The sequence below is a fragment of the Camelimonas sp. FR25 genome, assembly GCF_059740505.1.
Genome location: NZ_JCAWFG010000045.1, coordinates 37,094 through 52,202 on the forward strand (window position 1 = coordinate 37,094; position 15,109 = coordinate 52,202).

13 protein-coding genes are annotated in these 15,109 nt (G+C 64.8%); 1 reads left to right on the forward strand and 12 read right to left on the reverse strand.

Annotation, left to right across the window (positions count from 1 at the left end; translation table 11 throughout):
• Window positions 1-47 precede the first annotated feature (47 nt).
• The 8 genes from AC6A67_RS05785 to AC6A67_RS05820 all read right to left on the reverse strand — a co-directional run bounded on the left by AC6A67_RS05785 (window position 48) and on the right by AC6A67_RS05820 (window position 9,684).
• The gene (locus AC6A67_RS05785; protein ID WP_498035601.1) at window positions 48-1,262 is read right to left on the reverse strand and encodes an ABC transporter substrate-binding protein; all 1,215 of its coding nucleotides are present in this window, start codon (window positions 1,260-1,262) and stop codon (window positions 48-50) included.
• 80 nt (window positions 1,263-1,342) lie between these two features.
• Window positions 1,343-2,539, reverse strand: coding sequence for an ABC transporter substrate-binding protein (locus tag AC6A67_RS05790; protein ID WP_498035602.1), 1,197 nt, complete (start codon window positions 2,537-2,539; stop codon window positions 1,343-1,345).
• 532 nt (window positions 2,540-3,071) lie between these two features.
• Complete coding sequence (locus AC6A67_RS05795) at window positions 3,072-3,452, reverse strand: DUF6285 domain-containing protein (RefSeq protein WP_498035603.1); 381 nt, start codon at window positions 3,450-3,452, stop codon at window positions 3,072-3,074.
• Window positions 3,453-3,470: 18 nt separating this feature from the next.
• Entirely contained in the window at window positions 3,471-4,409 is a 939-nt protein-coding gene (locus AC6A67_RS05800; RefSeq protein ID WP_498035730.1) for a phosphotransferase family protein, read from the reverse strand.
• A gap of 116 nt (window positions 4,410-4,525) precedes the next feature.
• Window positions 4,526-5,407, reverse strand: a complete 882-nt coding sequence (locus AC6A67_RS05805; RefSeq protein WP_498035604.1) for an enoyl-CoA hydratase-related protein — start codon at window positions 5,405-5,407, stop codon at window positions 4,526-4,528.
• 275 nt (window positions 5,408-5,682) lie between these two features.
• The gene (locus tag AC6A67_RS05810; RefSeq protein ID WP_498035605.1) at window positions 5,683-7,260 is read right to left on the reverse strand and encodes an AMP-binding protein; all 1,578 of its coding nucleotides are present in this window, start codon (window positions 7,258-7,260) and stop codon (window positions 5,683-5,685) included.
• Window positions 7,261-7,357: 97 nt separating this feature from the next.
• Window positions 7,358-8,176, reverse strand: a complete 819-nt coding sequence (locus AC6A67_RS05815) for an enoyl-CoA hydratase/isomerase family protein (RefSeq protein WP_498035606.1) — start codon at window positions 8,174-8,176, stop codon at window positions 7,358-7,360.
• 215 nt (window positions 8,177-8,391) lie between these two features.
• The gene (locus AC6A67_RS05820) at window positions 8,392-9,684 is read right to left on the reverse strand and encodes an ABC transporter substrate-binding protein (RefSeq protein WP_498035607.1); all 1,293 of its coding nucleotides are present in this window, start codon (window positions 9,682-9,684) and stop codon (window positions 8,392-8,394) included.
• 357 nt (window positions 9,685-10,041) lie between these two features.
• On the opposite strand from AC6A67_RS05820, the gene AC6A67_RS05825 reads away from it, so the two are divergent.
• Window positions 10,042-10,752: a TetR/AcrR family transcriptional regulator gene (locus AC6A67_RS05825; protein WP_498035608.1), complete on the forward strand. Its 711-nt coding sequence runs from the start codon at window positions 10,042-10,044 to the stop codon at window positions 10,750-10,752.
• Between the two features lie 139 nt (window positions 10,753-10,891).
• On the opposite strand, the gene AC6A67_RS05830 is transcribed toward AC6A67_RS05825, so the two are convergent.
• The 4 genes from AC6A67_RS05830 to petA form a co-directional block, all read right to left on the reverse strand.
• Window positions 10,892-11,713: an enoyl-CoA hydratase gene (locus tag AC6A67_RS05830; protein WP_498035609.1), complete on the reverse strand. Its 822-nt coding sequence runs from the start codon at window positions 11,711-11,713 to the stop codon at window positions 10,892-10,894.
• A 254-nt stretch (window positions 11,714-11,967) separates the two neighbouring features.
• Window positions 11,968-12,831, reverse strand: coding sequence for a cytochrome c1 (locus AC6A67_RS05835; RefSeq protein WP_498035610.1), 864 nt, complete (start codon window positions 12,829-12,831; stop codon window positions 11,968-11,970).
• Between the two features lie 21 nt (window positions 12,832-12,852).
• Entirely contained in the window at window positions 12,853-14,130 is a 1,278-nt protein-coding gene (locus tag AC6A67_RS05840) for a cytochrome b (protein WP_498035611.1), read from the reverse strand.
• Window positions 14,131-14,164: 34 nt separating this feature from the next.
• Window positions 14,165-14,695 (reverse strand): ubiquinol-cytochrome c reductase iron-sulfur subunit, encoded by a 531-nt coding sequence (petA, locus tag AC6A67_RS05845; protein ID WP_498035612.1) that lies wholly within the window; start codon window positions 14,693-14,695, stop codon window positions 14,165-14,167.
• Window positions 14,696-15,109 lie beyond the last annotated feature (414 nt).

A 15,109-nucleotide genomic window follows, 5' to 3' on the forward strand; every position in this document is an offset into this window, starting at 1 on the left:
GCCCCGCCTGTTCGCTTGCAGTAATCAGATCAGACTGTCAGACATTGTCAATCCACGAAGTCCCAGCTCTTGCCGTTAAACTTCTGCAAACGCATGTAGGTGACGATGGCAAAATTATCCGGGGTGGTGTTGATGGCGCTTCCCGGCAGCAACAGGTCGAGCTTGAAATCTTTGAGATTGCCGACCTGCTTCATGATGTTCTCACGGGTGAGGTCGTCGCCGGCCTGCTTCAGCACCTGCTCCAGCGTCTGGGCCGCGGCGAAGCCCAGCATGTACAGCGCGTCATTGGTATCGGCGCCTGGCATGTTTTCCTTCATCCACGCCAGCCATTCCTTGACCGCCGGATCATCCTGCCACTTGGGGTCGCTCGGGTCCTTGTAGAAGCCCGCGGTCATCACGCCAGTCGATTTGTCGAGACCAGCCGGCTTCAGCGTCGCGCCGACCGAGGCCGAGCCAAGATGCAGGAAGGTGGCCGGTTTCCAGTTGAGGTCCGCCACCTTGCTGATGCCCTGGGCGGCCTGCTTGGCGTAAGTGAACAGCATCAGCGTGTCGGCGCCGGCGTTCTTCAGGATCACAATCTGGCTGTCGACGGTAGGGTCGGTCGGCTGGAACGCCTGGGCGCTGACAATCATCTTGTCAGCCTTGTCGCCAAGCCCATCCTTCAGACCGTTCAGCATGTCCTTGCCGAAATCGTCGTTCTGATACAGCACGCCGATCTTGGCGTTGGGATTGGATTTCAGCACATGCTGGGCGTAAAATTTCGCCTCATCATGCAAATTGGGCTGCCAACCCGTCGTCCACGGGAATTTCTTGGGATCGTTGAACGCAGAGGAGCCCGCCGCATTGAACAGGTGCGGCACCTTCTTGCCGTTGAGATAGGGGCGGATCGCCATATTCAGCGGCGTGCCCAGCACGCCGAAAATGAGCGCCACTTCGTCGCCCTCCACCAGGGAGCGCACATTCTCAATGGCCTTGGGCGGCTGGTAGCCGTCATCGCGGCTCAGGAAGGTGATCTTGCGGCCGTTGATGCCACCCTTCTTGTCGTTCAGCCATTTGAAATAGGCGGCCTCCACCTTGCCAAGATTGCCATAGGCCGACACCGGGCCGCTATAGGCGATGGTCTGGCCGACCTTGATCTCCTTGTCTGTCACACCCGGCCCATACTTGGGCTGGGCCATGGCGTCGCCGGAAACAAACGAAGCGGCCGCCAGCAAAGCGGCCGCTCCCAGCCACAGGCGGGTCAGCGTTCCACGGTTACTCATCTCATCCTCCCAGGCAGGGCGGGCGTCTGTCGCGCCCATCATCTCGACCTGGGAGGATCAGAACATGTTATATCATATTGTCAATCCATCAGCCGCCAGCTCTGGCCGTCGAACTTCTGCAGCTTCATATAGGTCACCACTGCATAGTTATCCGGCGATGTGTTGACTAGGCTGCCTGGCAACAGCACCTCGGAGCGGAAGTTCTTGATATTGGCGACCTGCTTCATGATGTTCTCGCGCGTCAGGTCATCGCCAGCCATACGCAAGACGTGCTCAAGCGTTTGCGCCGTTGCGTAACCAGAGATGAACAGCGAGTCGCTGATGTCCGAGCCCGGCATGTTCTGCGCCATCCACGCCTTGAAGGTCTTCATGCCTTCATCATTGTCCCACTGCGGATCGACCGGATCCTTGATGAAACCTGCGGTCATGATGCCCCTGGCGTTCTCAAGGCCCGCCGGCTTCAGCGTGGCGCCGACCGAGGCCGAGCCGAGGTGCAGGAAGGTCGCGGGCTTCCAGTTCAGCTCCGCCACCTTGGCGATCGCCTGGGCGCCCTGCTTGGGGTAGGTGAACAGCATCAGCGTGTCGACGCCGGCGTTCTTCAGGATCACCAGCTGGCTGTCGACGGTCGGGTCGGTGGGCTGGAACATCTGGGCGCTGACGATCTGGCCAGCCTTGTCGCCGAGACCCTTTTTCAGGCCAGCCAGCATGTCCTTGCCGAAATCGTCGTTCTGATACAGCACGCCGATCTTTGCGCCTGGCATATTCTTGACGATGTGCTGGCCGTAGAACTTGGCCTCGTCATGCAGGTTCGGCTGCCAGCCGGTGGTCCACGGAAACTTCTTCGGGTTGTTGAAAGTAGGCGAACCGGCCGCATTGAACAGGTGCGGCACCTTCTTGCCGTTCAGGTAAGGGCGGATGGCGGTGTTGAGCGGGGTGCCAAGCACGCCGAAGATCAGCGCCACCTCATCGCCCTCAACCAGCGAGCGCACGTTCTCGATGGCCTTCGGCGGCTGATAGGCGTCGTCGCGGCTGATATAGGTGACCTTGCGGCCGTTAATGCCGCCCTGGGCCTCATTGAGCCAATTGAAATAGGTGGCCTGGGTCTTGCCCATGGCGCCAAAAGCCGAAGCCGGACCGCTGTAGGCGATGGTCTGGCCGACCTTGATCTCCTTGTCGGACGTGCCGGGGCCGTATTTTGGCTCGGCGGTAGCAGCGGTTGCGCCCAGCATCAGGGCTACGCCGGCGAGCAACGCCGGAGCGCGCAGCAGCTTGATCATCCTTGTCCTCCCCGCGGGTCCAGGTCCTGGCCCGCGCCAACTCTCAGGCGCGCCTTCGGGCGCCCTGTCATCTGAAACAGCACAGGGTGTTCGCCCTCCCGCATAGGGAGGCCGTCCGCCCGTGCGCACGACATGTTTCCGTCCCTTGCATGACGTTGCGCTGGCCTCGCGCCTCAGGCGCGCCAGCGGCGAACGTCAGCATCACCGCGCGCCTGCCCCCTCCGGATCCAGACTGCGCAGCCACGTGACGCCCTCCCATTCTGTGTGGGATGAGGCGCCCGCGCCGCCGCCCCTGTGCCGGGCGGCGTTAACATGGGCCTGATACCAGAACCCGATGAACGTAACTCATCGGGTTCTGGCTAAGCCCGTGCGGGGCCTGAGCATTTCAGGATGCGGATGCGTCAGCATCTTCACATCCTGGTATGAGACGACAGCCCGGGCCAGACCCAGGCCGCCTTGCGCATTGCAGGCCGCGGGACGCCCCAGCATCTCGCGGCCCCGCATCAGGCCAGCATTTCGTGCTCGTGAAAGCTCAGCGCCCTTCGAGGCCCGCCGCCCGGCGATAGGCGGCGTAATTGGGCTGATCGACGCTGAGCTTCTCGAGGGTGGCGGCGTAAAGGTGTTCCGCCACCTCCGGCGCCGTTCCGTCCACCGCGCCACTGCGTATGGCGGCGGCGAGCGCGGCGTTCAGCGTCTCAAGATCCCCCTGCTGGCCGAGCAGCGCACCCAGCCGGCCCAGTTCGGCGGCATTGGCGCCGGGCTCCTGGGCCAGCTGGCGCAAGGCCAGATCGATGGCGTTGGCGGCGACGCGGACGTGGAAGCTGACCGAGGCTGGCGCAACTGGCAGCAACTCATTGCGCATCCAGTTGGCGACGGCGGTCAACACTTCCTGCGGCGTGGGTTGGTCCTGCATGGCTCCTCCAGCCGGCGTTCAGAGTTTGGCGCCGGCCTGGCCGGCCGGTCGGGGAACAATCAGATTGAGCAGATCAATCTCCGTCTCAGAGGCGCGGCGGGCGATCATCGCCCGCTCGACCCCGGCGTCGAGGCCAGAGCGGAAGGTGTCGATCATCGCCGAGCAGCTGACGCCCCAATTGAGCGATCCCATCACCTCCCAGAACCGCACCTGCTCCGGATCCACCCGTACGCCGCCAGCAGCTTCATAGCCGGCAAACATGTCCTCGCGCGAACCGAAGCCGCCCGCCGGTTTGTCGAGCTCGCCGAAGCGCCAGGAATTGACGCAGACCCAGGCCAGATCCTCCATCGGATCGCCGAGATGGGCGATCTCCCAGTCGAGCACGGCGCGCACGCCATCGGGGCCGATGATAAGATTGCCATTGCGGAAATCGCCATGCACCAGCACCGGAGTCGCCGGATCGGCGGGGCAACGCTCATGCAGCCAGCGAAACGCCAGCTCAAACACCGGCTTGTGCTGGCCAAGGCTGCGCCAGCGCCGCTCCAGATCAGCGAGCTTGCGCTGCGCCGGCGCCAGTTTCAGCGGCGGCAATCCTCTCACATCAACCTGGGAGATGCGGGCGAGAATCTCGCCGCACTGGCGCGCCAGAAAGCTGCGGGCGTGGGCGAACTCCGCGTCGCGCAAAATCTTGCGGGCGATGGTCTCGCCCAGCACCCGCCGGGTGATGAAGCCGCGGCCAACGCCATCAGCCTCGCCGAGCACATGCACCACCTCCGGCACGGGCACGCCCTGGACGGCGGCGGCGCGGATCACCGCAGCCTCCGTCTCCAGGCCAGCGGCGCCTTCAGCCTGGCGCCAGCCGCCAGGGGCGCGGCGCAAGATCAGTTCGGCCTCGCCGCCGCCCACAGTGTGGAACGCCCACGTCTCCTGGCTGGCCCCGCCCGACAGGCGGGTCATGCCGGCGACGGCGGTCGCCCCGGGCGCGAGCTGGCTGGCGATGCGCGACAGACCTTCGGTGAGGAAAGCCGCCTCCTCATGGGTGGTGCGGGCCGGAGCCGCCGCCTGCGGCGCCGTCATTCGGCGGCGTCCTGTGGCCACCACGGATACTGGCTCGGCATGTCGGTGGATACCTTGCCGGGGAACTGCGGCTTGCGCTTGTCGAGGAAGGCCTGCACGCCCTCGCGCACGTCGCCATGGGCGCCGCGCTCCATCGACATCGGCCCGTCAATATCCAGCAGATGGGACGGATCGGGCTGGCAGGCGTAGCGCCACAGCAATTGCCGGGTCAGCGCCACCGACACCGGCGAGGATTCCGCCGTCATCTCAATGGCGATGGCCTTGGCGCGGGCCAGCAAATCCTCCGGCGCAGTGACCTCCTCAACGAGGCCGCCACGCAGCGCCTCATCGGCGCCAAAGGTGTTGCCAGTGATCGACCAGCGCAGCGCCTGCGGCAGGCCGACGATCTGCGGCAGGAACCAGGCGCTGCCCGCCTCCGGCACCAGGCCGCGCCGGGCGAAAATGAAGCCGATCTTGGCGCTGGACGAGCAGATGCGCACATCCATCGGCAGCGTCATGGTGGCGCCGACGCCGACGCAACCGCCATTGATGGCGGCGATAGACGGCTTGCGGCAGTTCATGATGGCGTGGACGAAGCCGACGCCCGAGGCCTTGCCTGGCTTCGCCCCCGCAAGTCGCTGGCCGAAATTGGTCGCGCCATGCGGATCGGTGGTGTCGAAGCTCTTCGCCCCCGCCGACACATCGGCGCCGGCGCAGAAGGCGCGGCCCGCGCCGGTGACGACCACGGCGCGCACGCTATCATCCATGTCGGCGCGGGTGAAGGCGTCCGCCATCTCGGCGCCCATGATGCCAGTGAATGCGTTGAGCTTGTCGGGACGGTTGAGGGTGATGACCATCACCGGGCCGTCCTGCTCGCACAGGATCTGCGTGTATTCCATGACGCCCTCTTCGCCAGGCGCCGTCACAGCCAGGCCTGGCCTTGTGACGAAGTTCGCGCTTCGCCCGTTTCCTCGGCACGGCCGTTTATCCAGCCGTATTAGTCATTGCGTCCGGTTATATTTTCCCGACGCCGCTGAAGTCAAACGTGGCCTGCCTCACGGGAAGGCCACGCTGGCGCTGGCCGCGTCCGTGGCGACCAACCATGTGTGGGCAGGCGCGCCGCCCTGACTCTGGCATCTGGCGCCGGATTCCGGCGTCAGATCAACGCGGTGCGTCAGATCGAGCGGCCCACGCCCGACCAGAAGGGCTCACGCAATTTGCGCTTGAAGATCTTGCCGGTGTCCTCGCGCGGCAGCGTGTCGGAAAACTCGATGTGGCGCGGGATCTTGTAGCTGGCGAGGCGCTGGCGCAGGTCGGCGCGCACGCCGTCCGCGTCGAGGTCAGCGCCTTCCCTGGGCTGGATGAAAGCGCAGACCTGCTCGCCATATTCCGCATCCGGAATGCCGAACACGGCGCAATCGGCGACGCCAGGGGTGCGCATCAGCTCCGCCTCGATCTCCGCCGGATAGATATTGGTGCCGCCAAAGATGATCATGTCGCTGGCGCGGCCCGACAGATACAGGAAACCATCCTCATCGAAATAGCCGACGTCGCCGGTGGCGATCAGGCCGTTGCGATCGCTCTTGCGGCGCTTGGCGTCGTCGCCGTGATAGGTGAAATCCGGATAGGTCGGCCGCACGCACACCACCTCGCCCGACTGGCCAGGCGGCAGCACATTGCCGTCCTCGTCCATGATCACCACGGTGGTGCCCGGCACCACCTTGCCGACGGTGCCAGGATGATCGAGCCACTCCTGGGCCGAGCACAGCGTGACGGCGCCGACTTCGGTCGAGCCATAATGCTCGGAGATCACCGGCCCCCACCAGTCGATCATGGCGTGCTTGACGTGCGGCGGGCATGGCGCGCCCACATGCATCACATGCACCACGGACGACAGATCGTATTTGCGCTTCGTCTCCTCCGGCAGGGCCAGCATGCGCACAAACATGGTCGGCACCGCCAGCACATGGCTGATCCTGTGCTGGTCGATCAGCTGCAACATGCGCTCCGGATCGAACTTCGGCTCAACGATCAGGTTCACGCCCATGCCGAATGAGGCGTAGAGCCAGCCATTGGGGCTTGAGTGATAGGCCGGCCCGGGGATCAGCATGGTCGCTTCGTTGAGCGGCCGGGGCCAGTCGGCGAAGCCGCCGACAATCGACAGCACCTCGCCGATCGATACCTGCTCTTCCGGGGTCGGTGGGTTGCGACGCACGCCCTTCGGATTGCCGGTGGTGCCGGAGGTGTAGATCATCGAGCCTGGCGAAGTCTCGAACGGCGGTTCCAGCGGCGTGAGCGAAGCGAGCCAGCTGGTCCATTCCACCACGCCCTCGGGCACGGCCGCGTCGGCGTCGCTGACCCGGTAGCCAGCGCGGAGATTGTGCGGGGTCTCGGCGACGATCACCACCACGCCTTCAGGAACCACATGCCTGACCACGCGATACAGATCAGCGTGGATCACAAGGGCGCGCGCGCCGGAATCCAACAGCACATGCTTCGCCTCGTCAGCGGTGTTGTGCCAGTTGACCGGGGTGACATAGGCGCCGATCAGGCCGGCGCCCACGGTGGCCTCGATCATCTCGAAGCAGTTGCGCATGTAGACGGCGATGACATCGCCGCGCCCCAGCCCCAGATTGCGCAGGCCGCGCGCCACCTTTTCCGCTGCGTTGACGATCTGCGTTTTGGCGCGGACATCGTCACCGATCCGCACCGAGGATTCGCCCTGCTCCGCGCCTTGCGCCTGCGTCGCCATCCCTAAACTCCACCTGTTGTCGCGCATTGTTGCGCTTGTCTGTTACCTGGGGCCCGCCAGCCGCCATGGCCGGCGGAGCCTGCCGTGCTTTTGCCGTTCAGCGGCCGGTGAACACCGGCTCGCGCTTCTCGAGGAAGCTGCGCACGCCCTCGCGATGATCCTCGGTCGCGAACAGGCGATAGATGACGTCGATGGCCCAGCCGCCGATCTCGCGCGGATCGCCGCCATGGGCCTTGCGCAGGCCTTCCTTCATGTAGCGCAGGGCCAGCGGCGGGTTGGCGGCGATGCGCCCGGCCAGCGCCATGGCCCGGTCCATCAGCTCCGCATGCGGCGCCACCTCGCTGACGAGACGGATGCGCTCGGCTTCGGCGGCGCTGATCACATCGCCGGTGTACAGCAGCCGCGCCGCCATTTCAGGCCCGACAATCGCCGGCAGCCGCAACAGGCCGCCCACGTCGCAGATCAGACCGCGACGGATAAACAGCTCGGCGAATTTGGCCTTCTCTGAGGCGATGCGGATGTCGGCGTAAAGCGCCAGCTCCATGCCCCAGCCCACCGCCGCGCCATTGACGGCGGCGATCACCGGCACAGAGCACTCCAGCGCCGACAGCGCCGCCGGCGTCGGCGGGCGACGCGACTGCACGTTCAGCGGCGGCGCCGCCGGCTTCTCGCCGGTCATCATCTCCTTGACGTCCTCGCCGGAGCAGAACGCCGGGTCGGCGCCAGTCACCACCACGCACCGCACGTCGTCATCGGCTGAGGCGGCGGCGAAGGCCGACTGCACCTCATCATAGGCCCGCCGGTTCAGGGCGTTATGCCGGTCCGGACGGTTGAGGGTGACAACGGCGATATGGTCGCGCACCTCATAGCGCACATGGATGAAGTCGCTGGGCGGCACGATCGGCGGAATGGTCATGGACGTTATTCCCGATGTTATTGTTGTGTTCTGGCGGCGCGGCGGGACCCTTGCCCCGCCACACCGCTGCTTGTCCGTCGCCGCAGCCAGGCGCGCTGGCGCGGCGCACGATCATGCCAGGATGCGAAGATGCTAACGCATCTGCATCCTGCAATGCTCAGGCGCCGCACGGGCTTGGCCAGAACCCGATGAGTGAAGCTCATCGGGTTGTGGCATCAGTCGTACATTTTCACCGCATGCTGCTGCACCGGGCCGATGGGGTCAAAGCTTTCGCCGTTGAACTTCATCAGCTGCATCTGGGTGATCGGGAAGTAATTGGTCGGGCTGGTGTTGACGGTGATGCCGTCGAGCAGCAGGCCCGGCTTCACATCCTTCAGGCTGGCCGCCTGCTTCATAACGTTTTCACGCGACAGGTCATCGCCGGCCATCTCCAGCACCTTGTGCACCAGCTTGATGCACATGTAGCCGTAAGCGTTCTGGTTATTGGTGGCGTCGCCTTCCGGGTACCACTCCTTCATGAAGGCGAAATATTCCTTCACATCAGGATCATTGGCGTAACGCGGATCGGTCGGCTCCTTCAGCGAGGTGGAGGTGACGATGCCCCTGGCGTTTTCAATGCCAGCCGGCTTGAACACCATCGGAATCGAGGCGCCGGTGGTGTTGACGATCTGCAGATCAGGCTTCCAGCCCAGTTCCGCCGCCTTGCGGATGGCCTGGGCGGCGAAGCGCGGCGTCGACAGATTGACGAACACATTGGCGCCGGAGGCCTTGAGCTTGGTCATCTGCGAATCGATGGTCGGCTCGGAATTGTCATAGGTCGCGGTGGCCACGACATATTTGTCGTAGTCCTTGCCCATGGCCTTGCGGAAGCCCTCGAAGATGTCCTTGCCGTAATCGTCGTTCGGATAGAGCACCGCGACCTTGGCGTTGGGGAATTCCTTGCGGATATAGTCCGCATAGATCGCCGCCTCGACGTGATACACCGAGGTGGACAGCCCCATGGTCCACGGATTGTTCTTGTAGTCGCCGAATTTGGTGGCGCCGGTGGCGGCGAACAGCTGCGGCGTCTTCTGGGCGTTCATATATTTCATGATCGCCGAATTGGGCGGCGTGCCGACCGCCTGGACGATGGCCAGAACACCGTCCTGCTCCACCAGCTTGCGCGCCTGCTCCACCGCTTTCGGCGGGCTGTAGGCGTCATCGTAGGAGATGAACTCCACCTTGCGGCCATTGATGCCGCCCTTGGCGTTGAGCATGCGGAAATACGCCGCCTGGGTCTTGGCGAAGGCGCTATAGGCCGATGCAGGACCGCTATAGGGCGCCAGATTGCCAATCTTGATCTGCGGCTTCTCCGCCGCCAGCGCCGCCCCGGGCGCGCCCGCCCATGCGGCGAGCGCAAGGCCTGTGGCGAACAGGCCCAGCGCCGCGCGCCGGGTCAGTCCTGCCTGAATATGCGAAACATGATGCGCCACGCGCGCGTCGCGCCGTAGCTGTCGCCCCATCACCATCTGTGCCTCCCCTTGCGCCCTGCCCCTTTTCGTCGATGCGCTTGCCGGATGGTTCCGGTTCACGCTACGGCTTGTCTCCGGCTGCAGGGTGGGGCCGCATAAGGCTGTGCTCCACCCTGCGTGTCTGGTCGCGGACCAGTGCACGCGCCCATCGCCCCCATCGCCTGCGCGCTGGAGCGCCAGGCGGGCCGGAAAGACGGGACACGCCGGAGCAGACCTCTTTCGGGGGCTTCCTGCGCATTTTTGAAACGTGATATAAAACTGTATCAGCGTCAATGCGGATTTGTCGGCATGGGTGCACAGATTCCGCCGCGTCCCCAGGAGCCGGGGATGGCGCGACCAGGTGAGGGGGAAACAATGGACCAGCAAGTCCAGGCGCCGCAGGTCCATGCGCCGCTGGGTCGCCGTGAGGCGGCGAAAGCCGAGCGACGCCAGCGCATCGTGCGCGCGGCCCGCGAGTTGATCAGCGAGACCGGCGACGCTGGCCTGTCAATGCGGGCGCTGGCCGCCCGCGCAGGCGTCAGCCTCGCCACCCCCTACAATCTGTTTGGCTCCAAGGGGGCTATTCTGCTGGCGGTGCTCGAGGATATTCGCGGCTTCGGGGCCCAGTTCTCCCGCTACGCCGGCCTGACCCCGCTCGACCGGGTGCTGAAGGCCGCCGAGATCGCCGTGAGCTATTACGAGCAGGATCCGGATTTCTATCGCGTGCTGTGGAGCAGCATCCTGCGCGCCACCGCCGCCGAGGAGCGGCGCATCATCTTCAACCCCAAGCGCACGGCGTTCTGGATCGGCCTGCTGGATGTGGCGAAGGCCGAAGACTGGCTGCTCGACGACATCGACACCGGGGTGATGATGGCCAATCTCGACTACATCTTCCGCTCGGTGATGCTGCACTGGATCAATGGCGAGCTCGACCTGCGCGGCCTGCAGCCAGGCGTCGGCTATGGCTTCGCTCTCGCACTGCGCGGCGCCGCCACTGACGCGGGCCAGGCGCTGATGCTGGAGCGCGCCCTCGCCTTCCAGCGCGACCTCAAACCCTGGGTCGCCACAGCGGCGACCTCAAGCTGACGCCAGCGCCCGCTCGGCCTGAATAATCGGGCATAGGTCTAGCCCGTGCGGCGACCGGGCGATTCAGGCCGCCGATGCGTCAGCATCTTCGCGGCCTGGCGCACGCAGGCGCCAGACCCGTTTGCCCACGGCGCGCGCGTTAGCGGCCGGTGAAGGCCGGAGCGCGCTTCTCGACGAAATGGGCGACGCCCTCCTTGAAGTCCTCGCTGTCGAAGGAGCGGAGCATCTCGGCGTCGGCGATTTCCCATGCCTCATCGAGGTTCTGGAACATCGCGTCATAGACCTGGCGCTTCATCACGCCGATGGAGCGCGGCGAGGCGTTGGTCGTGAGGTCGCGGGCGATGGCCTTGACGGCGTCGAGGAAGCCTTCGGCTGGCAGCTTGCGGGCGAAGCCGAGGCGCTCCAGCTCCGCCGCCTCCACGGTGCGGGCGGACATCAGCAGATCCAGCGCATTGGTCAGACCCACGATGCGCGGCAACATCCACGACACGCCATGCTCGGCGATCAGGCCGCGTCGGGCGAAGGCGGTGGTGAACTTGGCCCCCTCAGCCACATAGCGGAAGTCACAGAACGACGAGAAGCAAACGCCCATGCCGGCGATCGGGCCATTGATGGCGGCGAAGATCGGCTTCTCGACCCGCAGCATCCACGAGAAGCGGCGGTTATAATTGGCGTCGATGCCGGTGGCGTTGGAACGGCCTGCGTCCTTTTCCTCTCCCTGGCCCGACCGCTGGCCGGTGCTGATGCCTGACAGCAAATTCATGTCGGCGCCGGCGCAGAAGCCACGCCCGGCGCCCGTAATGATGATGGCCCGCACATTATCATCGGCGGCGGCGGTCTCGCTGGCATGGCGCAGCTCGCCCTCCATATGCCGCGTCCAGGCGTTGAGCCGATCGGGCCGGTTCAGGGTGATGACGGCGACGCGATCTTCAACGGCGTACAGGATCTCGGAATAGCCCATGGTTTCACTCCCTGGCCTGACCGGTTCTTGTCGCGACCGGGGCAGGCGTCTGTCCTTGCGCGCAAGTATCGCCCGCAGCCTGGGCCCGGCGCAACCACAGCAGAGACTTGGGCGAACGACGCCGCATGCAAGCAGCACAGGGCGGGAACTGCCAGGCAGGCCAACATGGGGACGAACGCCTGGGTTAGGCCAGCCAAACAAAAAGGGCCGGGAGATCAACTCCCGGCCCCTCAAAGATCATGCTGTGATCTGGCTCAGGCCGGATCAGGCAGCTTCTTCCAGATGCGCTTCTTGGTGAAATAGGTCAGGCCGGCGAGCAGGATCAGGAAGATCATCGCCTTGAAGCCCAGGGCCTTGCGGGCCTCAAGCTTCGGCTCGGCCGTCCACATCAGGAACGCAGTGACGTCGCGCGAGTACTGGTCGACCGTCTCGGGCGCCTGCGGCTTGCCGTCCGGGCCCTTGTAATCAACCTGGCCGTCATTGATCGGCTTGGGCATGCCGATGATGTGACCCGGGAAGAACTTGTTGTACGCTTGGCCAGGGCCAATCGGCTGCGTGAAGTCCGCAGGCTTCTCGACGTAGCCGGTCAGCAGGGCGTGCAGATAGTCCGGACCGGTCTCGGCATATTGCGTGAACATGTCGAACACAAAGGTCGGGAAGCCGCGCTCATAGGTGCGCGCCTTGGCCATCAGCGACAGGTCCGGCGGGACAACGCCGCCATTCGCCGCCGCAGCTGCGTTGTTGTTCGGGAACGGGCTCGGCCACGGATCGGCCGGGCGGGCGGGCCGCTCGAACATCTCGCCGGCGTCGTTGGGGCCGTCCTGCACCTTGTACTCGGCGGCCAGCGCCTTGACCTGGCCTTCAGTAAACAGCGGGCCGCCTGGCTCCGACAGGTTACGGAAGTGGACGTACTTCAGCGAGTGGCAGGCGGCGCAGACTTCGCGGAACACCTTGAAGCCACGCTGCAGCTGCTGCGGGTCGAACTTGCCGAACGGGCCAGAGAACGACCAGCTTTCCTGCGGCGGCTGCGGGCCAGGGGCCGCAGCGTTCACCGGTGCAGACAGGGCGCCCAGAACCACCGCAAACGCGCCGGCGGTCAGGAGTTTCGTAACGTTCATTTGACGATTCCCCTTCACGTCTCAGGCCTTGGCCGTGGCGTCGCCAGACTTCGCGCTCTTCGCCTTGCGGGCGAGCACGTCCTCGGCGATGGAGCCAGGCAACTGGCGCGGCGTTTCAAACAGCCCCAGCAGCGGCAGCACGACGATGAAGTATGCGAAGTAGAAGGCCGTCAGGATCTGCGCGGCGAGGGTGTAACCACCTTCCGCCGGCTTCGCGCCCAGCCAGCCGAGCACCACGGTGGTGGCGACGAACAGCCAGAAGAAGATGCGGAAGATCGGACGATAGCGACCCGAGCGGACCTTGGAGGTGTCCAGCCACGGCAGGGCGGCGAGGATCAGCACCGCCGCGAACATCAGCAGCACGCCGCCGAGCTTGGACGGAATGGCGCGGAGGATCGCGTAGAACGGCAGGAAGTACCATTCCGGAACGATGTGAGCCGGGGTCACCGCAGCGTTCGCCTCGACATAATTGTCGGCGTGGCCGAGGTAGTTCGGGATGTAGAACAGGAACCAGGCGAACAGGATCAGGAAGAACACCACGCCCACGGCGTCCTTGACGGTCGCATAAGGGGTGAAAGGAACGGTGTCCTTGCGGATGTTCTTGACCTCGACGCCGGTCGGGTTGTTCTGGCCGACGTGGTGCAGCGCCCAGATGTGCAGGCCGACGACGCCAGCGAGCATGAACGGCAGCAGGTAGTGCAGCGCGAAGAAGCGGTTCAGGGTCGGGTTGTCCACCGCATAGCCGCCCCACAGCAGGGTGACGATCCAGGTGCCGACGCCAGGAATGATGTCGTCGAAGGCCGAGAACAGGTTGGTGATGACGGTGGCGCCCCAGAACGACATCTGGCCCCACGGCAGCACGTAACCCATGAAGGCGGTGGCCATCATCAGCAGGAAGATCACCACGCCGAGGATCCACAGCACCTCACGCGGCGCCTTGTAGGAGCCGTAGTACATGCCGCGGAAAATGTGGATGTACACCGCGATGAAGAACATCGAGGCGCCGTTGGCGTGCATGTAGCGCAGCAGCCAACCGAAGTTGACGTCGCGCATGATTGACTCGACCGAAGCGAACGCCAGCTTGGCGTTGGCCGTGTAGTGCATCGCCAGCACGACGCCCGTCACGATCTGCACCACCAGCATCATCGAAAGGATGGCGCCGAAGGTCCAGAAATAGTTCAGGTTGCGCGGGACCGGATAAGCGACCGCCGACGAGTGCGTAAGGCTGATGATGGGCAGCCTTGCTTCGAGCCACTTCGCAAAGCCGCTCTTGGGGACGTAAACAGAATGGCCTTCCATAATGGTCGCCTGCTCCAGAAAGGGTCGTTGCGCCTCAGCCGATCGTGATTTTCGAGTCGGAGACGAAGGTATAGGGCGGAATCGGCAGATTGATCGGCGCCGGTCCCTGGCGGATACGGCCCGAGGTGTCGAACACCGAGCCGTGGCATGGGCAGAACCAGCCCTCGTACTGACCCTGATGGCCGAGCGGCACGCAACCCAGATGGGTGCAGCTGCCGTACACGACCAGCCACTGGGCGTGGCCTTCCTTCACGCGCGCCGAGTCGGGCTGGGGATCCTTGAGGCTCGCCAGATCAACCTTGGCGGCGGATTCAATTTCCGCCTTGGTGCGGTGACGCACGAAAATCAGCTTGCCGCGCCAGAACAGCTTGACGATCTGACCCTCGGCGATGGGACCGAGGTCCACATCCACAGGCGCGCCCGCGGCGATGGTCGCTGCGTCAGGCTGCATCTGGGTGATGAAAGGCCAGGCTACGGCGGCGGCGCCGACAGCTCCGACGGCCCCGGTAGCGATGAGGAGAAAGTCGCGCCGGGTTGGCTCGGCGGAATTAACTGTCTCGGCCACAATCGGCTCCTACAAAAGTGGACGGCGCCCTGCGACACGCCCTGCCGCCGCGCCTTCACATCTTCGCCCCAAAACGGGCTCAGTGCCGGACCGGACGACGGATGTCACACGAAACATCCACGCCAGAAACCGCGCGCAACGACAAGTGTCGCCATGCGTGGCTCTTTGGCATGCTTCAAAAGTGGTGTCCATACCAGCACAGACGGCCTGCCGCTGCCAAGCGCCGGGGTGAAAGTCCATGACGGACCATGCCCGCCCTGTCTTCGCGCCAGCTCAGGCGGCAAACGGACGGCCTGCAAGGACTTCCTGGATCACGCCCTGTTTCGGCCACACTCGGAGCTTCCGTCAACAGAAAACCGCCTGCGTCATTCCGCGCCACCCCGCTGTGCGCTCCCAAGGATGCGCCCGCCATCC